The sequence below is a fragment of the Nostoc sp. genome (assembly GCF_036919495.1).
Taxonomy (GTDB): domain Bacteria; phylum Cyanobacteriota; class Cyanobacteriia; order Cyanobacteriales; family Nostocaceae; genus Nostoc.
Genome location: NZ_JBALBZ010000179.1, coordinates 1 through 21,966, shown reverse-complemented (window position 1 = coordinate 21,966; position 21,966 = coordinate 1). Strand labels below are relative to the sequence as shown.

The following is a 21,966-nucleotide window of genomic DNA, read 5'->3' as shown; positions in this document are numbered from 1 at the left end:
AATATTTACTAGTTTGGACTGTTGTAGTAAACGTAGCTAGTATTTGGTTTACTTAGCTTCTTTATATGCAATATATCTTCAACTCAAAAGTTTCAATTAATTAAGGTCAAAGTATTTTTAAATTTGTCAACAAAATAGTGATTGATCTAATTAATGCTTTAACCCAATAACTCCTAATTCCCTATTCCCTATTTCACTTTAAACTTACTAGCAGTTGTTAATAGCTCTTGCGCCATCCCTGATAAATCTTGGAACACAGCAGCAATTTCTTGAGATTCCGCAAAAGTCTTATTAGCAATTTCTGCTACATCTTGCATTGATTTTGTAACTGTTACAGATTGCGTCATTTGTTTTTGAGTTGCTGCGGTAATTCGCTCGATTAGCTGACTAATTTCGGCAGTTGCATAAACGATCGCATTCAAGTTTTGGCGAGTATCATTGACAAGATTTGTACCTTCTACTACCTGCTGAATACCAGTTTCCATTGCTACTGCTACTTCTCCGGTTTCTGCTTGAATCTCTTGGACTAATTTTTCTATTTCGATGGTTGCTGCTGCTGACTGACGAGATAAAGAACGGACTTCATCAGCTACAACTGCAAAGCCTTTGCCATATTCGCCTGCACGGGTGGCTTCAATGGCTGCATTCAAAGCCAGTACGTTTGTTTGTGTGGCAAAATTACCAATCAAATTCACCACTTTGGAGATTTTTTGCGAAGATTCACTGAGGCGTTTAATCTTCTTGCTGGTTTGAGCAACGGTTTCACGAATTCCTTGGATTGCTTTTACAGTTAAGTTCATTGCAGTATCGCCAGACACAACAGTTTCATTGGCTTGTTGCACCGCTACTTGCACTAACTCAGCATTCGTCACTACAGCTTGAGTAGAGTCCACCATCTGTTGAATCTCACCTAAAGCTGCGGTAATTTCCTCAGATTGTTGTTGTGCTAAATTAGTCAGTCCCGTTAGTGAAGCCTCGCTATTACCGGAAGTTTGAGCAACTTGTTGAGCAGCCCCCTGTACCTGAAGAACGATTTGCCGCAGTGCTTGCAGGGTATTATTGTAAGCATCGGCGATCGTGCCTAGTTCGTCTTCTGTAATGGGTGCGCGTACTGTTAAGTCGCCATTTAGGGCGGGTCTAAGGGCTGTTAGCAGTTGAATAGATCGTTGTTGTAGTAACTCCTTGGCTGCCTTTTCTCGGGCTACGGCTTCTGCTAATTTGGCTGACTGCCCTTGTACTTGTTGCAAATATTCAGTCTGTTGTAATGCTAGCCCTAACTGGTTGCCAATACGTGCTAACAAGGTGACTTCCGATTCATCCCAATCACGAGTTCCAGAATTTTGATAAGCTGCCAGCAATCCCCACAATTGTTCCCCAGCAAATACAGGAACAATTACATAAGCTTTAGCTTCAAATTGCTCTAAAACTTCAATGTGGCAAGGAGAATGACCTACCTGATAGATGTCATTAACAATAAAGTTTTCCCCTTGGGCATATCGACCCCCTTGAGTTTCTTGTAAGTGGGTATCTTCCCAGACAGTTTTGATATCGGGGCCTACTAGTTTTACCCAAGTATGAGCTACTGATTCTGCTACAAATTCACCAGTCCAATTAGGGTTGAAGCGATAGGCTGCGACGCGATCGCATCGCAGTAATTGCCGTACTTCTTGAGTGGTTGTTTTGAAGATTTCTTCTACATCTGAAGATTGCCGAATGCGGTTACTGATCTTAGTGACAGCTTTCTCTTGTTCCGCTATCTGAGCTAGTTTCTCAGATTTCAACCGAACTAATTCTAAATAATCTATCTGTGATTTAGCTAGGCTAAATTGCAAGCTAGTCTGAACCAAAAAAGTCACTTCCCAGGTTTCCCACTCACGGGGGCGAGAATTTTGATAAGCTGCCAGCAAACCCCACAATTTTTCCCCGAAGAATATAGGAACAATTATGTAAGCTTTGGCTTCAAACTGCTCTAAAATCTCAATATGGCAAGGAGCAAGCCCTACTTGATAGATATCATTAACAACAAAGTTTTCGCCTCTGACATACCTACCTCCCTTAGTTTCTTGTAAGTAGGTATCGTCCAAAACGGTTTTAATATCAGGGCCTACCAGTTTTGTCCAACCAGTACCCACAGACTCAGCCACAAATTCGCCACCCCAGTCAGGGTTAAAACGATAGACTGCAACGCGATCGCATCGTAGTGATTGACGTACTTCTTGAGTGGTTGTTTTGAAGACGCTATCTACATCTAAAGATTGTCGGATGCGGCCTACTATCTTAGTAAAAGCTTTTTCTTGTTCAACTATTTGGGCTAGTTGCTCAGATTTCTTATGCATCTGTTCTAGATATTCGCCTTGTGAGATAGCCACACCAAATTGCAGTCCAATTTGGGTTACAAAGCTTTCTTCCCAAGGTTGCCAATCACGAGGCCCAGAATTTTGATAAGCTGCCAGCAAGCCCCATAATTTCTCTCCAGCAAATATGGGCGCAATGATGTAAGCCTTCATTTCATACTGCTCTAAAATATCAATGTGGCATTGAGCATGACCCATTTTATAGATGTCTTTGGCCACAAAACTTTCACCCTTGGCATAACGCCCTCCTTGAGTGTCTTGCAAGTGGGTATCTTCCCAAACCATATAAAACTCAGGGGTGACCATTTTTACCCAGCCATTACCCACTGACTCAGCGACAAACTCGCCACTCCAGTCAGGTTTGAAGCGATAAACGCCGACGCGATCGCATTTTAGTAATTGCCGTACTTCTTGAGTAGTTGTTTGAAAAAGTTTATCGACATTTGATACCCGCAAAATTTTGTCGATGACTTTAGCTACTGATTTTTTTGCTAGTAGTCGTTGTTGTTCTTCTTTTTTGAATTCAAAACTCTGCAATTTGTAGATCAGTTCTGTTGTAATTTGGGATAGGAGGCTAATTTCTACTTCTTGCCATTGCCGCGTTGATAAGCAATTATTTACTACCAGTAACCCCCATACTTTACCTTCTACTACAATCGGTAAACTCAAACTGGCTTTAATTTGAAATTTATCTAGGAGTTGCTTTTGATAAGGGCTAAGTTGAATCTGACTGATATCGTCAATAACTACAGGTTCTATATAGTCTTGATTGGTATATAAACCAAAAATAATTCCGGGAATGTTTTCGCCTAAAGTTGGTGTCCAACCTAGTGTTCTTGATTCTGCTAAAACATTACCTGAATCAAGGGAAGTAAATTGATAAATTAAGGCGCGATCGCAGCTAATTTTTTCTCTAATCTGGGCTACAGTAATTTTGAGTAGTGTATCAAAGTCTGGCGCTTGGCGCATGTGAGTTGCAATGTCTTGCAACTGTCGCCGCCAAGTTTTAAATTCCTGAGCGATCGCGTTTAATAAGGATATTTCATTGCTAGCAATATTTGTTATATTAGCGCTCCCATTTATATTTTCTACTTCAGAGATTAAATCCTGCTTTTCATTGCTATTGTTATACAAAAATGTCATTTTATTAACCTCAAGATTTATTAGAGTAATAGTTGGTTATTAGGTAGATAACAAGGAACTAGTGTTTGGCTAAAACGATTAGGAATTGTTAATATGCCTAATCACCCACAATTAACCGTTCAATTATGAATTTTCCACATGGGAGATTGGATAATTGTTATGGCATCCAAATTAAAAATCATATCCTCAGAATCATTAATAAAGTATCCCTGTAAAAAAGGTGAGATTTTAGGATAAAATAATTCGCTAGTTGGGGGTTTCATTCTCTGAGTATCTAGCCATTCAATATCTATCAGTTGTCGCACTAATAGCCCCAAATATTTACCCTTATTTTCGAGAACAATCGCCATCATTTTTGAAAGTAAATTTGCTCCTTGCGAAATTGGAGGATAACCTAACATTGCCTCTAAATCTACTAACCAAAGCATCTCACCGCGCCAGTTATAAATACCCAAGACGCTACTAGGCATTTGAGGAACGCCACATATTTCTGGTAATGATATTTGCAACACTTCTGTGATGTGTTGTAACGAAATTATCGCTGTATCCCTAACTCCCAAATTAAAACTTAAGAACTTTTCCTTAGTTTCCAAAATTATTTTCCTTTGTGCTTGATTATTTATCTCTAGCCACTATTTGCAGTATTATTTTATTTTGTAGAGGTTCTAAATTAGAAATATAGACTTCTAGTTTTTTGCGAATTTATCAAATTTTTGCTAGCTAATTAATCGTTTTAACACTACCGTTAGTTCCTCTCGGTCAATCGGTTTTGATAAATAACCATCAGCGCCTAACATATTACCCCAAATTTTATCTACATCACTATTTTTTGTAGAGCAAAAAACCACAGGTATTTTGCTAGTATTGGGATTATTTTTCAACTCTCGGCAAATTTCAAAGCCACTTTTACCTGGTAAAATTACGTCGAGAAATATTAGGTCTGGCTTATTTTTATCGATTTTGTCTTGAGCTTCTTCACTGCTTGTGGCACTAATGACAGAGTAACCTGCCTGTTGCAAGTAACGGCTGATTATTTCCATATCTGTTAAGCCATCTTCAACAACTAAAACAGTATTCATGGTAATTACCCTTTAAAACTTTTTAAGAATGTAAACAAATTAGACATATAAATCCTAAATTCTGTGTGAACAAAGACATCCAAGGGACTAAAAAATAGTACAGGTTGGCAGAAATCAACTTACCATTTGAAAACAGTTAGAAAGCCTAAAATTAAAATATGCGTAGATTTTGACTTCTGGCTTGTGTTACCAGCTCCTAACTCCTTGTCGTAAATAATATTCACAGATAAAATAGGACTGCTATAAATACAAAATCTGTATTTGTCTAATTTTGATACAATCTTTATATATTAACCTCCGAAAAAGTACTTAATGAACACAATTTAATATATGTTTTAGTTACGTAATAAACTTCGATTTTATATAAAAAATTAGGTGGATTCAATAGCAACACCTACTTGCATCTTATAAATTTTGACTTCTTATTTATCACCCCAGTAATTTTATGTTTACTGTGGTGGAAAAGTTTATCGGTTGTAAGTTTTTTTCTGATGGCTATTGTTAAGCAATAGGATCATGCTGAGGAATTAAATTGTAAAACTAATCAGATTAGTTGATAATTAATCATTAATAAAAATTATTAATTCTCCCTACTTACAAACTTCTAAATTAGCTTGACTCTTGTCGATGGATATACTCGGCGTAGGTAAATATTTACGTACTATACTCATTACCTTATCAGGCATTACAGGTTTAGTTATAAAATCTGTAGAACCCACTACTTTAGCACGAACTCTATCTAAAAGACCATCACTACCTGTTAATATAATTACTGGTGTATTGGCGAAGGCAGATATTCGTCGCAACTGAGTACAAATTTCGTAACCACTGGCGACTGGCATAATCAAATCCAAGAAAATCAGGTCTGGTTTATCCTGAATGAGGGTTGGGAGAGCTTGTACAGCATCTTGAATTTTGATAAACCTTAGTCCATTAGAAGTGATAATATCCTCTAGCATTTTACAGACCAGAGGGCTATCATCTACGCAGGCGACTAGTGGAGCAATTGATTTCTTTGGTTGTGCGGTGATAGGCTTATTGTTGCCCTCCATCACTACTAAGGGCATGTCAGGTATTTCCACCAATTCGATGATTCCTTTAAGGATATAGGGAAGCAATGAACGGGTGAGTGGCAGTACACTTTGCTTCATTTTCACGGCTAAATCTCGCAGAGTTAATTTGCCGTTGATTAAATTTACAAAGTTTTTGTAGACAGATGGACTTACAATCTGCTGAAGTTGTTCTGGTCGGCGTAGAACTGGTGCCAAGTCAGGAGAAAAATTTGCTAAACCTGCTTCTGACCAAATTTTCCATGAGTCTTGCATGTGCTTTACAGACATTTCTGCACTTGTGAAGCTTATTGGTGTTTCTAAGATAACTTCTTGGTTGCGATTGCAACTTATAGAAGCAAAATTTCCTTGCATAGCTAGGTCAAATAATAATTCTGCTATGGTGTTTTCGGCAATAGACTGAATCTGTTCTCTTTGAACTTTTTGTTTTTTATGAAAGATTTCTAGAAGGCGATAATCCCAGTAATCTATTGCTACGTCTTGCAAACGCAACTGCAATTTATCAACATCAATCTGGGGACAATTTTGAGCCATCTGTCTACGCCAACGGCGGAAGGGATGAGTTCCACCTGTTGCCCAAACTATCCGCCCCAGCCGATAATAAAAAGTCCATTGGCTACCTTTAGAACTTTTAATATTTAATTTACCATTGTATTGTAGCTGAGTACAAGTTTTAAATTCATTAACTAGGTTATTTGAAAAAATAAGTTCGGAGTGGGTCATACTTTGTTCCTTGTATTAATAAAGCCAGCTATTGAAAAACCCACACTGATACCGCAAGTCAAAAGTCAAAAGGCTTTAATTTTTTGTGCTTTCTGGCTGTTGGGAATGGTAGGTTTATTTCCACTGACCTGTATTAGCTATATAGTGGTCAGCAGATTAGGTCAATAAGTGCCAATACATTTTGAATGTAGCAGTCTAAATCAAGTTTATTAAAATCAAGGGATATAGGATAATAGCAAAAATATTACTAGTAAATAAAGTTATATAGCACAGAGTTAATTCTCGGCAATTTTTATGACTCAAATAGGTTGGTGTAGCCCACATCATTAAAAAAAATGCGTTCAGTATTTATATCTTTAAGTTTAATAATTTCCATACGAAATTATATCCGTATAATTTCTGATTTTTTATTTAAAAAATATTGGCAGTCTCTTTCTAGATTTCACTTTTTAGATTGGCAATATAATATATCTTATAAAGTGTTTATTATTATTTACATTTATTAATATTTATTACTTGGAGAGAGACGCAAAATTGAACTGGGCAACTCTTGGAGAGGCTACGCCAACGCTAATGCGTCTTTCTACACACCTGAAATTATCACTAATAATCTTTAAGTGTATCAAGTATTTATTTAGGAAAACTTCTTTAAGGTTTGTTGTGGTTTTGATAGCTGATAACAGCTGCCCTAAGATTACTTTGGTGTTCTGAAAGAAGCCGATCGCCTTCGTCTTTTTCTAAACCAGTCCAGTGCATCAATAGCGCTAGCTTCACCCATTTACCACTGCGTTCTAATAAAAAACCAGCTGCTTCCCGACTTAAACCTGTAAGGTCTTGCAAAATTCGCAAGGCGCGATCGCGTAACTTTTGATTTGTTACTGCCACATCTACCATCCGATTACCGTAAACTTTGCCTAGTTTGACCATCACCCCAGTGGAAAGGATATTTAAAGCTAATTTTGTGACTGTACCAGCTTTCAGGCGAGTTGAGCCAGCGATTATTTCTGGCCCTGTTAATAGGCGAATGTCAATATCGGCATCAAAGCTAACTTGTTCTGCGGGAACACAGGCAATAAAAATAGTCTTGGCTCCCCTCTGACGAGCAGCATGAAGCGCACCGTGGACATAAGGCGTTGTCCCACCTGCGGTAATGCCAACTACGACGTCTAGCTGGGTAATTTGTCGCCCTGCGATCGCAGCCTCCCCATCTTCGATGCTATCTTCTAAATCTTCCGAACTGCGTACCAGTGCGCCAGCACCACCAGCAATTATCCCCTGTACCAACTCTGGCGGCGTACAAAAAGTAGGTGGACACTCAGCAGCATCTAATACTCCTAACCTGCCACTTGTGCCCGCACCAATATAAAATAAGCGTCCTCCGTGTCGCAAACGCTCTGCGGTGCTATCAATTGCTTGTGCCAATTGAATTTTCGCCGCCGCAACCGCCTCGACTGCCTTTTGGTCTTCGCTATTAAACAGCTCCACCAATTCTAGAGAACTGAGCTGGTCTAAGTTAAGACTGTTAGGATTTACCAGCTCGGTTAAAAGATGCCCACGTTCCTGCAAGTTTGTCATTTGTCCTTTGTCCTTTATCCGTTGTCCGTTGTCACGTTGTCCGTTGTCATTAGTCACTTAACGACCAATGACCAATGACCAATGACCAATGACCAATGACTAATGACTAATTACAACAATCCTTCCAATTTGCGACGCATCTTCTCTAGTTCAGAATCAGACAATTCTGGTTCTTCTAGTGGCTGTTGATTGAGAGGGAAGGGGTCTTCAACAGTATCCTCTTTCTGGGCATCTACTTGCCAGTCGGTTTGTTCGACGTTAAGTTCTGGGGGAGTTACAACTAAATTGCTGTTTTCTGGGATGATTTCCCATTCATATCCAGCACTTTCGCAAAATTCCTTGATTTCCTCAGCATCGAACGGCTCTGGTGTAGGTGAGGGAAAATCCTGAGCTTCCAACATCAGGGCAAAGCGGGTGGCGTCGTCTTCTGACTCGAACATCAGAATTTTATTGCGTAGCTTGCCGCCGTAAGCATCGCCTTCCCGAATGGTATGAATTCCCTCATTTTCTGTTCGAGCATTAAAAATTAACACAAAAACACGCATTGGTGTAATCATTTGTCTTTTTTAAGGTCTATCTATATTAAAGTTCTACGTTGTGCCTCAGCGAAAGTCACAGGAACAATTTTCACTCTATTCAGATCAGATTTAACTGAAAACGCCAATATTATGAAGCATAAGTATTGGATTAAGCAAATACCGTAACTCAACCAATGAGGTCTTGGGTTTAGTTGGCGTATCCTGGAAATGGCATACTGAATCAGCGTGTCAGTTAATGCTTGTGTGTGCCAGCAACATCTGGCAATTAATACTGTAAAAGCAAATGACTAAATCTCCCAATCAAGATATTCCCTCACTGTGCCCTATCCGCAAGCGTCTATGGTTGCTGGTGTTGAGTCGGGGTAGCATTGCTTTGGGCGGACTTTTGCTGTTAGGAGTTATTGTTGGTATTTGTCGGTTGTGGACTTTTGTCCAAACAGAGTTAACACCCTTAGCACAACAAAATCTCACTACTACACTCAACCGTCCGGTAAAACTGGGAAAAGTCACACAATTTTCGTTGACGGGAGTGCAGTTTGGGGCTTCAGCTATCCCAGCCACATCCACAGATCCAGATCGGGCCCTAATTGAAGCTGTAGAGGTTGGTTTTGACCCTTTACAACTAATCTTTAACCGCCACCTAAAGCTAGATGTTACCTTAGTCAACCCAGATATTTACATTGAACAGGATAAACAAGGGCGCTGGGTTTCCACTAATATAGCGCCGTCGCGTGAAGGCGCTGCTATTAAAACCGATTTGGACAAATTGTGGTTTCGCAATGCCAAGCTGGCCTTGATGCCGCAGAAGAGGGCAGGGGGAGCAAGATCCCCCTCATCTCCCGTAACATTTTCTCAAATCAACGGTTCTGCCCAACTTTTAGCAAATAACAAGTTGATCAGGTTTGATGTGGGGGGGCAAGCAGACAGTGGTGGCAGTATTTCTATTCAGGGAGAGACGCGTTCTAGGGTGCTAGCAGGGAACTTTCAAGTGCGATCGCAAAACTTCCTGGCTGCGGATATTTATCGATTAATTAAGATACCAGTGAGCTTACAGGCGGGTCGAGCCAATGGCGACTTGTTAGTTAGGTTAGCACCAGGACAACGGACTTTATTGTATGGCAACGCTACTGTGCAAGGCGTAACAGTTCAAGTGCCCAAAGTCCCACAACTGTTGAGCAATAGCCAAGGAAATCTTCGCTTCCAGGGAACGGAGTTGCAGTTAAACAATGTTACTAGCAACTACGGCAAAATTCCCCTCGTGGCTACGGGAATCATCGACTCTCAAGCAGGCATTAAGTTGGCAGCGCGTGTAAATGCGGTGAGTTTGGCTAATGCCCAAGAGACTCTCAAGGTAAAACTACCTATGCCGATTGCGGGGCAAGTAAAAGCTGATTTGCAGATTACTGGATCAACTAAAGAGCCAATTCTCTCAGGTACAGTTACCACTATTCAAACTGCTCGGATTGACAAAGTTGATTTTAATAGCATCAGTAGTAAGTTTGAACTTGCTACTAGTTCCTCTTTAATTACCCTGAAAGATATTCAAGGTAAAGCTAAAGTTGGTGGTGATATCACGGGCGCTGGGACAATTCAACTCGGTAAAAATCCGCGACTGGATATAAATTTTGCCGCCAAGAATGTTCCAGGAGATGCGATCGCAAAAGTTTATGACATAACACCCAACTTTCAAATCGGCAATGTCTCAGGTACTGCCCAACTAACTGGCCCTCCCACAAATGCCCAAACTACGGTACAATACCAGGCTCCTAACGGTACTTACCCAGGAACGGGTGAAGTTGCGTTCTTCTCTGGAGTTGCCACAGGCATGGCTCCAAATCGCAATGTCTCTTTCCGCAATGTAGCTCTGAATGTAAGTGGTGGTACTGTCCGGGCAACTGGTAGCTATGTCAATCAGCGTTGGCAAGCTGTGGCTGTTGCCTCTGGGGTAAAATTGGAACCCTTTGTAGACAAAAGTCAACTGCAAAATGTCTCTTTGGCGGAAGCACAGTTTAATGGTCGTCTCATCATTTCAGGAAGCACAGCACCATTTAAAATTGCCACGATTCGCACTGATGGTGGAGGAGTTGAAATTGGCGGCGGTACAGTTGCAGTTTCTAATATCCAACTACAAGACCAAAGCTTCTCTGCTCAACTCGTAGCTAATGGTGTGCGGTTGGGACAAATATTGAAACAGTCTCCCCCAGCTTTAAATAACCCATTGACGGGTACGTTCCAAATCGCAGGCAACAGAGATAATTTTAGCCTGAAAACCCTCCGTGGCAGTGGCGAGGGTCGTCTTGCTATTAGCGGTGGTACGGTTACAGCTTCTAATATTCAAGTGGCGAATGGTTTATATCAGGCGCAAGTTCAAGCAAATAATGTTCCTGTGCAGCAGTTGGCAACACTACCAAAGCAGTTCCAAGGAGCGTTAACTGGTCAGTTCAACGTCGCGGGTTCTGTTAATTCTTTTAAGCTGCAAACTATTCAAGCCAACGGTCAAGCGCAGATAAATGTTGCGCGTGGGATTATTACAGCTTCTAATATCCACTTGGCGAATGGTGTATATCAGGCACAAGTTCAAGCAAATAATGTCCCGTTGCAGCAGTTAGCAGCAGTACCACCGCAGTTTCGAGGGACGTTAACTGGTCAAGCAAACGTGGCGGGTTCTGTTGAGTCCTTTCAACCGCAAACTATCCAAGCCAGTGGTCAGGGACGGGTGAATCTTGCCGGTGGAACGATCGCAGCCTCTAATATCCAATTGGCTAATGGTCGCTATCAAGCTGTAGTTAATGCTTCAGGTTTGGAATTAAATCGATTAAATCAACAATTGCGGGGTAAGTTTGGCGGTCAGTTGCAATTAGCTGGGACGTTTGGATCATCCAAATTAGCTGATGTACGTGCTGCTGGACAGGTGCAATTATCTCAAGGTATCCCTGGTTTTGAGCAACCTCTGACGGCTGCGATCGCTTGGAGTGGTGAAAGGCTTACCATTGAACGAGCAACTGCTCCCGGTTTAAGTGTTACTGGTAACATATTAGCCAATGCAAGAAAAGCAGGTATACCGGAAATTACTGCTCTAAATCTCAACGTCCAAGCCCAGAATTACAACTTAAAACAGTTACCGATCAATCTTCCTAATCAGGTTGCTGTGGCGGGGAGAGTAGATTTTAATGGTCAAATCACTGGTAAGCTGCCCTTGCCAAATGTGGTAGGGCAAATTAATTTACGAGACTTGGTTGTTCAAGATATTGCTTTTGAGCCGTTGTTAACTGGAAACATCGATTCAGCACAGGGACGCGGTTTAAATTTGAACTTGGCGGGTAATAGCGTAGATTCAAAGGGGCTTCTCGGCAGAGATCGCCTGGCCTTCAATTTAGATGCCAATAATCGCCCGAAATCCTTCTTAGTAAAATGGCAGCAAGCATCAGCTATAGGTAATGCTCAAGGGAATGATTGGACGCTCAAACTTGCAAATTTCCCCTTACAAATATTGAATTTGACTCCACCAGCAATTACTAGATTGGGTACTGGTAAGATAGCTGGCTTGTTAACTGGGGATTTGTTGTTTAATCAGCAGACATTGGCAGCAACGGGGAATTTAGCGATCGCTAATCCGCAAATTGGCAGGGTTAAAGGCGATCGAATAGCTGCTCAATTCCGCTACAGTGATGGTAAAGGCACACTCACCAGTAGCGAATTTGTCAAAGGCAAAAGTAGCTACGCCTTTGTCGGTAGTTTTGCTCAAAGCCCGAAAGGCCCTCAGCTGCAAGGTAAACTGAAAGTCAACCAGGGAGAGATCCAAGATGTTCTAACTGTAGCGCAGGTATTTGATTTACAAAACTTGCCAGGTGGTTCAGCAGAAATCTACGGCACAGCAGAGGATCTAACCACCACCCCCCAAGGAACGCAAAATCAACCTTTATTAACTCAAATCCAACGATTTTCTGAAATAGAAGCTTTGGTAGAAGAACAGGAAGAAAAGCGACTTAATTCTACTCCTATACCAGATTTGGCAGACTTAAAGGGGACTTTCAACGGGGAAGTGGCTGTAAATACAGCTACAGCCAATGGATTATCAGTGGATTTTAATTTGAATGGACAAGACTTTGCCTGGGGTAAAAAGGAAGAACTGAATCGTTATTATACTGCCGATAAAGTGATTGCCGAAGGCAACTTTGAAAACGGTGTTTTGAGTTTGCGACCTTTACGGCTTGAATCTGCAAACAGGCTGATTGCTTTTACAGGTAACGTTGGCGGTGATGAACAATCTGGCCAGTTGCGGGTAAATAATTTGCCAGCACAAGTACTGAATAATTTTGTCAAACTACCAGTTGGAATCAGAGGTAATCTTAACGGTACAGCAGCTTTAGCAGGCAGCATTGCTAATCCCCAAGCTAGAGGAGAATTGCAAATTACAGAAGGATTATTGAATCAGAACAAAATAGATTCAGCGATCACAAGTTTCAGCTATGCTAACGGACGCTTAAACTTTGATAGTACCGTAGCAGTTGCTGGGCCAAAACCTGTTGATATTACTGGTAGCATCCCTTATAAATTGCCTTTTGCTTCCGTCGCACCAGACAGCGATCAAATCAGTTTAGACATGAAGTTAGAAAACGAGGGATTGGCGCTGTTAAACGCATTGACTAATCAAGTGGTATTTGAGAAAGGTGGAGGAGAAGTAGACCTCAAAGTACGCGGAACATTGCAAAAACCCGAAGTAAATGGAACTGCTACTATTAATGATGCTACTTTTTCAGCCCAGGCTTTGCCACGTAAGCTGAGACATGTCACAGGTAGAGTGCTGTTTAATTTTGACAGCATCTTAGTAGAAAATCTTCAAGGTAGCTTTAGCCGTGGGAAGGTAGAAGCTGCTGGAGAAATTCCCATTTTCAACAATGAGAACGTGACTATCAACAATCCCTTGACTGTTAATCTCGATCAGCTGGAGCTAAATTTGAAGGGACTTTATTTGGGAGGCGCTAGCGGTAATTTACAGATTATCGGTTCTGTCCTTAACCCGGTAATTGGCGGTAAAATAAATTTATTTGATGGTCAGGTATTGCTGGCAGAATCTACCAGCACCGCTTCATCTGCAAATAGTGGTATTGGCGTATCACCCACAAAAGCCAATAAGCAGAGTAAATCTCAAATTGAGAATGGGACGGTAAATACGGTTGCTAGATTTAATAATCTAGATTTAGAACTCGGTAAAAACGTTCAAATTACCCGTCCACCTATTCTCAGTTTCCGCGCAACTGGTAATCTCATAGTTAACGGCTCAATCAATCAGCCAATACCCGATGGTACTATCCGATTAGAACAAGGCGGGGTAAATTTATTTACTACCCAATTTAACCTTGCTCGTGGCTATACACACACCGCAACTTTTAGTCCCTCTCAACCCCGCGACCCCAACTTAGATATTCGGCTATTTGCCAAGGTACTAGACGTAACCCAAAGTAATGACTTCAGCCGGGTAAATACCACAGGTTTATCAGCATTAGAGAGTGTTCGAGTCGAAGCCACTATCAACGGTCTAGCCAGCAAACTGAATGAAAATCTAGAATTAACAAGTAGTCCGTCACGTAGTCAAACCGAAATTGTGGCACTTTTAGGAGGTGGGTTTGTAGACACCCAAGGACGAGGTGACAGTACTTTGGGTTTGATTAACATCGCAGGTTCGGCTGTGTTCAACAATTTTCAGTCAGCTTTTAACCAGATTGGGAGTAGCTTTGGCTTAAGTGAACTGCGGATATTTCCTACTGTTATTTCTGATAATCCCGAAGCTGGAAGGAGCAGTTCAACTTTGGAATTAGCAGCAGAGGCTGGGGTTGATATTTCTTCTAAAATCTCAGTTTCCAGCATCAAAATTTTGACAACAAATGACCCTTTTCAGTGGGGTGTGAATTACCGGATAAACGATAAGTTTCGTGTCCGCGCCTCCACTAATTTAAGCGATGATAGTCGTGCAGTAGTGGAGTATCAAACACGGTTTTAAATAAATCTCTTCAATTATGAATTACGAATTACGAATTACTTCCTGTTCCCTCTTTTCCTTGCTTATCAATAGCTTGTCGTACCTGTTTAACATCCAATTCTAATGCTTGGGCGATTTGCTCTATACTTAAACCAAACTTAAGCAAACGGGGTATAGTCTCCAGTTTTGTTTCTTCCTTTACTTCTTGGTAAAATTTAGTTTGTCTCCAATCGGTTAATCCAAACATCGCTTCCAACTCCTGTTGAGTTTTGTTGACAAATTTATAGATAAGCATTCTCTCTACTAATTCTAAGAGATTGCTACGGTTAGCTTCATCCGTTTGCTGTACTTGATTTATCAAGTTTTTCGCTTGCTGTACGGCTTTATCTTCTGTTGCAACTACTAACTTAATCACACCTAGCCCAATCGAAGACGATGGGACATCATCTAACTCGTCTAAATAAATTATCCGAATTTGCTGTTGAGCCAATGATGTTTGATAAATAAATGGCACACCTGGGTCGAGACTGCGTTGAGCAAAAAGCAATACTGCTTGCCAACGACGTTGAGGTTTATATTGGTTTATATACAGGAAAGCTTCTGTTATTATTCGCCAATAAATATCATCATCGCGCTGAAACTGTACCTCAACAAAATAGATTGGGTCTTCTGGGAAGTCAGGTTTTGGTAGGAATAAACCATCGATACGACGTGCTAGTTCTTTGATTTACACTGAGGTAAATTGGTAGTGTAACGCCAGAGCTTGAGATTGTTCCAAAAGTTAAAATAAGACACCTGGAATAGTTTGGAATAATGTATAAAAAATCGTGTCTGTTTTCATGCACTCTGGATATTTAAATATTTTAAGATTATCGTGGCTGATAGGGCAATATCAGATTGTGATATTATCTCCGCCTTCTTGATTGATAACTAATCGCAAAATTGATAATCCTAAAATTATCAAAAATAGCACTAAACCAATTGTGCAAGCATAGCTGATTTCCAAGTTACCAAAAGCTTGCTCGTATAGATAATAAACAATCGTTTTTGAGCTACTGAGTGGGCCTCCTTGGGTCATAATGTATACTTCTTCAAAAACTTTGGTGGCAGAAATAGCCGAAATCACCGCCACTAGTGCTAAATACGGCTTCATCAAAGGTATGGTAATATCCCAATGTTTGCTGATACCATCCGAACCATCGATCGCAGCAGCTTCGTACACATCAGCAGGAATTGATTGCAACCCCGCTAAATAAATCACCATGTAGTAGCCGAGTCCCTTCCACACGGTGACAGCCATGACGCTGGCAAGAGAAATTGGTACAATACCAAAAATTTTTTCTGGGCTAGTTAACCAAGGAATACCCTCTGGAAAAATACCCAAAGCTTTCAAAAACTGATTCAGTAATCCGTTTTCTGCATACAGCCATTTCCAAGCTATTCCGGCAACCACCATTGAAATTACCACTGGAGTGTAGTATGCGGATCTAAACCAATTCATCCCCCGCAGTTTCTGATTTACCAAAATTGCCAGCACTAGGGGAGCAATTACTAAAATTGGGACTACACCCACAAGATATAAAAAAGTGTTTTCCAAGGTTTTCCAAAAAACTGCATCCTTCCAAAGCTTGAGGAAGTTGGCAAAACCTATCCATTGTGGCGGCTGGGCAATATCTTCGTAGCTGGTAAAGCTGAGGTAAAACGCTTGCAGTGCAGGCCAAAAGACTGTTAAGCCTAAAAGAACTAAAGCGGGTAGTAAAAATAAATAAGGGGTCAGTCGCTGTTTAATAAATATCCAATTTTTAGGTGTTAATTGATTCATAATAAGGTCTAATAGTTGTTTTCGCTTTGTCAGCAACAATTTGGGGATGTGAGTAGATTTAAGCTTCAATATTCTAAAGGGATATATTTGCGTAACGCTAATTAATAACTCGGAGATAAACTGTGATGGAAACTCAACATAACCCGCCAATTGAACATCAAAATGTCCCCATAAACCACCGTGGACTGCATGAATTTTTGTATAGTTCTGACGACGAACACACCGCCACTGAGGTGAGTATAACCCCTGAACTGGCAAACGATGGTACTGAAATTATTAACCTTGAGGCTTGGAGTGCATCTGCTCAGAACGCTAAAATTGCAGGTGTTTATGCAGTATTGGATGCAGAACGCACTACGCAGTACATTGGCTATTCTCGGAATGTGTTGCTTTCCCTAAACGGTCATGTCAGTCAAAATGGTCAGCAAAAGTGTGCTTTTGTACGTGTGCAAGCATTCAAGTTCCCCAAGCGTCAAGAAATGGAAGATTTGAGAGATGCGTGGATAGCAGAACTTGAAAATACACCACCTGGTAATGCAACTGAAAGCGAAATGTGGGCTAGTACAGTAGGCGAAGCTGCAAAAGCGGTAATGTCAGAGGCGGAACGTCAAGCTTACGAGGAGAAAAAGCTAAAACTGCGGAAAGCAATGGCTGATACAACCCTCTCTAAAGAGTCAGAAATAATAGATGCGACTATAGCCGAACGTCAGCGTCAACTTGAAGCTGCTGTGACAAATGATGACTGGAGTGTAATTATTGACGCACAGACACAAGAAACCAAGTATTAGGTGTCAATTAAATTAGTTGTTTATATTGATAAAGTAATTCCTATCGCGTAGCTCATCCAAAAGAAAACCGCTATACAACGGATTTCAACTTGCTCAAGTACACAACCTAAACCTAAAAGCCATCTATAAAAGGCTGTTTTACTACTTAATTCACCAATTTTGACTCCTTAGCAAAGCTTTCCTTGCTCTGCTCCTGAATTTTGCTGTAAATTATTACTTTTTCAGCAATGCTCTATTTAGCATTGCTGTATATCTTCAATGTTATTAGAGTCATTTGTTGCAACTCTTCAAAAGAACCGTAAATGTACCAATGGGTTGACAGGTTAGCTTGTTCTAAGCTTGAGTAGATAATTTTTCAAGTATCAACTATGACAGCAACATAGTTGCATTCACGAATTTGGAAGGAATAAGCTCGACTTTATTTAATCAAGCAGTATAAAGCAGATTATTGGTCAAAATTTTCTGCCTGCTTCAAGTGACATAGCAAAAACTTTAAGTTTTAATAAACACAGGCTTTAGCGCGTTGCAGCCATTGCAGTGGTGTGAAATAGCTAAAGTTAGCAAATGTTACTAAAACTACATAATATAGTAAATTTTAGCAAAGTGAGTGTTACAAATGGCCGATTACATCGGAATGACTCCCACTGTAGTAATTGGACTGGGAGGAACTGGAAAGGAAGTTTTAATCAAAGTCCGCCGAATGATTGTAGAGACTTACGGCTCCCTGGATGCTTTACCTATTCTGTCATTTTTACACATTGACACCGAACAGAATGCAAAGGTTTCTGAACCACAGGTTGTGTTAAAGCAAGACATTTCACTTCGCCCATCTGAACAGGTGTGGGCTAAGGTAGAAGACGCTAAGGCTATTCTAAATAAGCTTTCTGCCTACGAACATTTAGCTGAATGGTTTCCCAGTCAGCTTAAGGGCACTGATTCAATCTTAGCTGGAGCCGGACAAATCCGATCGCTGGGAAAGTTTGCTTTCACTTTGAACTACCAAAATATTAAAACTAGCTTCAACAACGTTAGATCCAGGATTGTTGGCCATGAAAAGTTTATGCTGGATCGTTGGGGAGTCCAGCTAGATAAAGGTGTCAACATTTTCATAGTTTGCTCTCTTTCAGGGGGGACTGGCTCTGGTATGGTACTTGACATTGCCTATAACTTACGAGACTGGGTTCCTCCTTCTGATTTGCCTCAATCCTCAGCTTATTTAGTGCTTCCAGGAGCCTTTGCAGGGCTTGGTGACAGGGTAATAGCTAATGCCTATACTGCCCTAATGGAACTAAACCATTATTCACGCAACGATACTCGTTTTGAAACTCAGTATAGCCCGAATCCGAGCGATCGCATCAGTTCCCAAAGTAGCCAGGATGTACCTTTTAACTTCTGTTACTTGGTTGGTAACAGCAACGATAAAGTAACTTTTCCTAGCCTAAATTCTGTTTTGGAGATGGTTTCCCAAAATATTTTTCTGGACTTCAGTTCTGGATTCAGTCAATACAAAAAACTTGTCCGTGACAATATTCGCAAACATTGGGCTAGTCCTGATTCCAAAGGTTATCCTCAGAATTTTATTAGTTTCGGGCTTTCAAGCATTCAATTTCCCGTAGAGCGGGTTCTCAATGCTTGCGCCTTACGATTAGGAGGTCACTTAATTACTTGGTGGACTAACCCTACTCCCTCCCCGGCGGCGATGCGTGATGTGATTAAAACAGAAATCCTGCCTAATTTACGATTAGCAGAATCTGAAAATGAGCATCAGTTACTCAACAGCATTAGCCTTGGCGATAACATGAAACCCTATAGCAAGGAGGTGGCTGATTGGGTAGCAGGCTTACGCAAACGTCGCAACGACCTAAATATTCCCTTCGAGAACCTACAGCGCTTCATCTCAGTAGAACAGGACAAATACAAGTCTCACTTTTACGACAGTGATACAGACCCAAGGCGCTGGAGTGATTACTTTCAGAAGATGTGGGATAACTTGAACCAACTGATTCCCCAAAAACGCCAAGAACTCCGTCAAGTTGTCTACAAAATCATTGAAGACCGTTTTCGTGGCCCAAAGTTTGCTCGCCATTTCCTAGAAGTACTTCTAGACATCTTTACAGAGTATCGTAGCCAGTTTGACCAAGACCGACAAAAAAACTGGTTGCCTAAAGAGAATTCTGCAACTAATACCTTACAAGTTCTACTCAAGCAGATAGATGATCATGCTAAACAACTCATTTATGCACTGAATCGCAAAAGTCTAATTGATGAAGACTTCAAGGGAATTACACAGGCTTTGGAATCGCTGTATATATCAAAAGTAGAAGTAAAAGCCCGTACTTTAGCAGTATCTCTGTTAGATAGTTTGAAGGAACAAATTGAGCGTTTACTGGTAGATTTAACTGCTCTAGAACGCAACTGCGAGATATTAAAAGCTCGATTTGTTGACCAAGAGCAAACTTATGTTCGTGAAACTGGAGTACTAACAGTCAACGGAATTTTAATTTATGACAGCAAAGATGTAGACGAAATTTATAACAAGACTATTGCAGAAAAGCAGGAGAATATCTACCAGACAATTTCGCAGCAGATATTGACAGAGTTAGGGACAAAACTATTTGATTTATATACTTTTGACAACTTGAGGCTCAAGGATTTGTTTGAGCGGATTTTCAATCGCTCTCTAGATGAATTTGTCGGTAGTGGTAAGATGCAAATCTCTACGGCTCGCAAATTCCTGGAAGAGTACCCAACTGTAGAACAACAGGAAGCTCAGATTAAAACTATCTTTGAAAAAAGTGAGCCTTTCTTACGCTTCAGTCAAGAGCAGGCTCGATTAGGTTGGGAAGATAGAGCAGAAAAGCGGCAAACCATAGTCGGTATTCAAGGTGGTAATAAACCTACAGACCCGGCTGTAAGTATAATACTCCCGATGATTCGTAAGACTAGCACACTTACTGATAAAGATATTCGTCCTTTAGGTGACTCTCACCACATTTACTTTGTTCAAGAAATAGGAGCCTTTCCTCTCAGGCTGATTGAGGGGATGGATAGGATGCGGACAGTTTATCGGTCTGTGTCTCAGTCAGATAAGAATCCTTTGCATACCCATCAGGATTATCGCCAGTTTCAAGACCATATGCCGGCAACTCAAGCTGAAGTCCAGGCTAAACAAAATTTGATTCTGGCTCAAGTTTTTGGCTTAGTGGTTGAGGAAGAAAATTCAATTACCAAATACTCTGAAATACGTTTTCACTATCAAGACAAATTGACAGGGTTGAAAAAGACCCAGATTCTTGGAAATGACTGGCAAGAAGCCGAAGAATACCTCGTTAGTGACCATAATCGCAGAGTCCGGGAGATTTTGGAAGATGCACTACAAAATGTCGGTCAAAAAGCGGTTACTAAATCTGAGAAACAGGGGCTTTACCAAAAACTTATGGCACATTTGAGAGAACTAGAAAAGACTCTTACTGGTGGTAAAGACAATATTAACTTCCGTAAGCAGGAAATAGCAATCGAGGATTACGTAAAGAATTACAGCTTATTTATCCCTGCTGAAACTATATCTGCATCTGTGCAAAAATCTGCTGAACTTCCCAAAACTTCACCAGCCAATTCTACAGCATCAGAAGACCTGAACAGTAATTTAGAAAAGTTCACCAAGTTAGTAGAAACCTGTTACCGTCGTGGCAATCCTTCTGAAAATCAAGTACAAATGCTAAATCATTTTCGCCAAAAATATGGCATTTCTCAAGCAACCTCTGACCAAATTATTGCTAAATTCTCCTGTGGGCATTCTCAGCAACAAGCTCTCTATGAATATGGTTTAATGTATCGAGCTTTTCTAGAAAGCAATACTGAAATTGATTTTGAGCAACAGACACAGTTGCTTGAACTTCAAGAAGAATTAGGGCTGACTAACAAACAAGTTTCTACTATGGAAGCAAATATACAAGAAGAACTGGGATTAACAGAAGCGAGACAAAAAGATGCTAAATGAACACAATAATATTACTTGCTCTAAGTGTGGTCATGATAAGAACGCCTCAACTCTAAAAAAGTGCGAAATTTGCGGAAAAAAGCTAGATCAGAGTAATTCACCTACAAAAAGTAACTCTAATAATCGAGTAATATTACCTTTAGCTATTATTATTACTGCTGGTTTAGGGATAGGTGGTTTTTGGTTACTAAGTAAAAAGTCATTCAACTTCATTCCAAGTGTCCAAAATAACATTAATAAAACTGAAGAACTAACTCTTCTAGGTGACACCTTTAGTGGCTACAGTACCTTTCGGAGTAAAGAGTTTAAATCTAGCAAAGAATCGGGAGTTAACCTGCATTATGAAGATGAATTCGATCAGGCTAAACGCTCTGAACTTTTGAACCAGGGGAAAGCTAACTTATTAGTAACGACATTGGATCAATTTCTCAAACAAAAACCTCAAGGGAAAATTGTTGGGCTAATTGACCGCACAATCGGTGCAGATGCGGTTGTTTTGAATACAAAAAAGTATTCCAACTTGAAGTCACTTTTGGATCTTAATGTATTAATACAGCAGTTGCGATCGCAGGGAAAGCAGTTGAGCATTACTTTTGCTGGTGATACCCCCAGTGAATATCTGGCTCTCATGCTAAGTACTAAATTTGAGCAGTTCAAGTTGTCAGATTTTCAAGTGAATAAGGTAGCAGATGCATCTGAAGCTTGGAAGCTTTTGCAAGACCCCAATCAAAATGTAGCAGTTGCTGTTCTCTGGGAGCCTTATATCACCAAAGCTCGACAGCAGGGGTATACAGTTGTCTTATCTAGCAGGTTGTCGGAGAACCGCATTTAGTGACACAGTAAGATACCAATGCATCTCAATTCATGCCAAGAACTTTCAAAACGGTTGACTA

General features: G+C 40.6%; 12 protein-coding genes. 4 read left to right on the top strand and 8 right to left on the bottom strand.

Going from position 1 to position 21,966, the window contains the following annotated elements; translation table 11 throughout:
- Window positions 1-188: 188 nt before the first annotated feature.
- The 6 genes from V7K25_RS25780 to V7K25_RS25755 all read right to left on the bottom strand — a co-directional run bounded on the left by V7K25_RS25780 (window position 189) and on the right by V7K25_RS25755 (window position 8,501).
- The gene (locus V7K25_RS25780; protein ID WP_335161889.1) at window positions 189-3,497 is read right to left on the bottom strand and encodes a GAF domain-containing protein; all 3,309 of its coding nucleotides are present in this window, start codon (window positions 3,495-3,497) and stop codon (window positions 189-191) included.
- A gap of 119 nt (window positions 3,498-3,616) precedes the next feature.
- Window positions 3,617-4,090 (bottom strand): chemotaxis protein CheW, encoded by a 474-nt coding sequence (locus V7K25_RS25775; RefSeq protein WP_335161887.1) that lies wholly within the window; start codon window positions 4,088-4,090, stop codon window positions 3,617-3,619.
- 123 nt (window positions 4,091-4,213) lie between these two features.
- Window positions 4,214-4,576 carry a response regulator transcription factor gene (locus V7K25_RS25770; protein ID WP_335161885.1) on the bottom strand — a complete coding sequence of 121 codons (363 nt, stop codon included), beginning with the start codon at window positions 4,574-4,576 and terminating at the stop codon, window positions 4,214-4,216.
- A gap of 590 nt (window positions 4,577-5,166) precedes the next feature.
- Complete coding sequence (locus V7K25_RS25765; protein WP_335161883.1) at window positions 5,167-6,369, bottom strand: response regulator; 1,203 nt, start codon at window positions 6,367-6,369, stop codon at window positions 5,167-5,169.
- Between the two features lie 648 nt (window positions 6,370-7,017).
- A complete protein-coding gene (murQ, locus tag V7K25_RS25760) occupies window positions 7,018-7,944 on the bottom strand; it encodes an N-acetylmuramic acid 6-phosphate etherase (protein WP_335161881.1) in 927 nt (308 codons plus the stop codon).
- 110 nt (window positions 7,945-8,054) lie between these two features.
- Entirely contained in the window at window positions 8,055-8,501 is a 447-nt protein-coding gene (locus V7K25_RS25755) for a DUF3110 domain-containing protein (protein WP_335161879.1), read from the bottom strand.
- Window positions 8,502-8,766: 265 nt separating this feature from the next.
- Here V7K25_RS25755 and V7K25_RS25750 point away from each other — a divergent pair, with 265 nt between their 5' ends.
- On the top strand, window positions 8,767-14,484 hold the full coding sequence (locus V7K25_RS25750) for a translocation/assembly module TamB domain-containing protein (RefSeq protein WP_335161877.1): 5,718 nt from the start codon (window positions 8,767-8,769) through the stop codon (window positions 14,482-14,484).
- Window positions 14,485-14,512: 28 nt separating this feature from the next.
- Here V7K25_RS25750 and V7K25_RS25745 read toward each other — a convergent pair whose 3' ends face one another.
- Both V7K25_RS25745 and V7K25_RS25740 read right to left on the bottom strand, forming a co-directional pair.
- Window positions 14,513-15,169 (bottom strand): Rpn family recombination-promoting nuclease/putative transposase, encoded by a 657-nt coding sequence (locus V7K25_RS25745; RefSeq protein WP_335161945.1) that lies wholly within the window; start codon window positions 15,167-15,169, stop codon window positions 14,513-14,515.
- A gap of 186 nt (window positions 15,170-15,355) precedes the next feature.
- Window positions 15,356-16,285: a carbohydrate ABC transporter permease gene (locus tag V7K25_RS25740; protein WP_335161875.1), complete on the bottom strand. Its 930-nt coding sequence runs from the start codon at window positions 16,283-16,285 to the stop codon at window positions 15,356-15,358.
- Window positions 16,286-16,410: 125 nt separating this feature from the next.
- Here V7K25_RS25740 and V7K25_RS25735 point away from each other — a divergent pair, with 125 nt between their 5' ends.
- The 3 genes from V7K25_RS25735 (at window position 16,411) to V7K25_RS25725 (ending at window position 21,905) form a co-directional block, all read left to right on the top strand.
- Window positions 16,411-17,073: a GIY-YIG nuclease family protein gene (locus V7K25_RS25735; protein WP_335161873.1), complete on the top strand. Its 663-nt coding sequence runs from the start codon at window positions 16,411-16,413 to the stop codon at window positions 17,071-17,073.
- A gap of 616 nt (window positions 17,074-17,689) precedes the next feature.
- Window positions 17,690-21,073 (top strand): tubulin-like doman-containing protein, encoded by a 3,384-nt coding sequence (locus V7K25_RS25730; protein WP_335161871.1) that lies wholly within the window; start codon window positions 17,690-17,692, stop codon window positions 21,071-21,073.
- The gene (locus V7K25_RS25725; protein ID WP_335161869.1) at window positions 21,063-21,905 is read left to right on the top strand and encodes a hypothetical protein; all 843 of its coding nucleotides are present in this window, start codon (window positions 21,063-21,065) and stop codon (window positions 21,903-21,905) included. The genes V7K25_RS25730 and V7K25_RS25725 overlap by 11 nt, the downstream gene beginning before the upstream one ends.
- Window positions 21,906-21,966 lie beyond the last annotated feature (61 nt).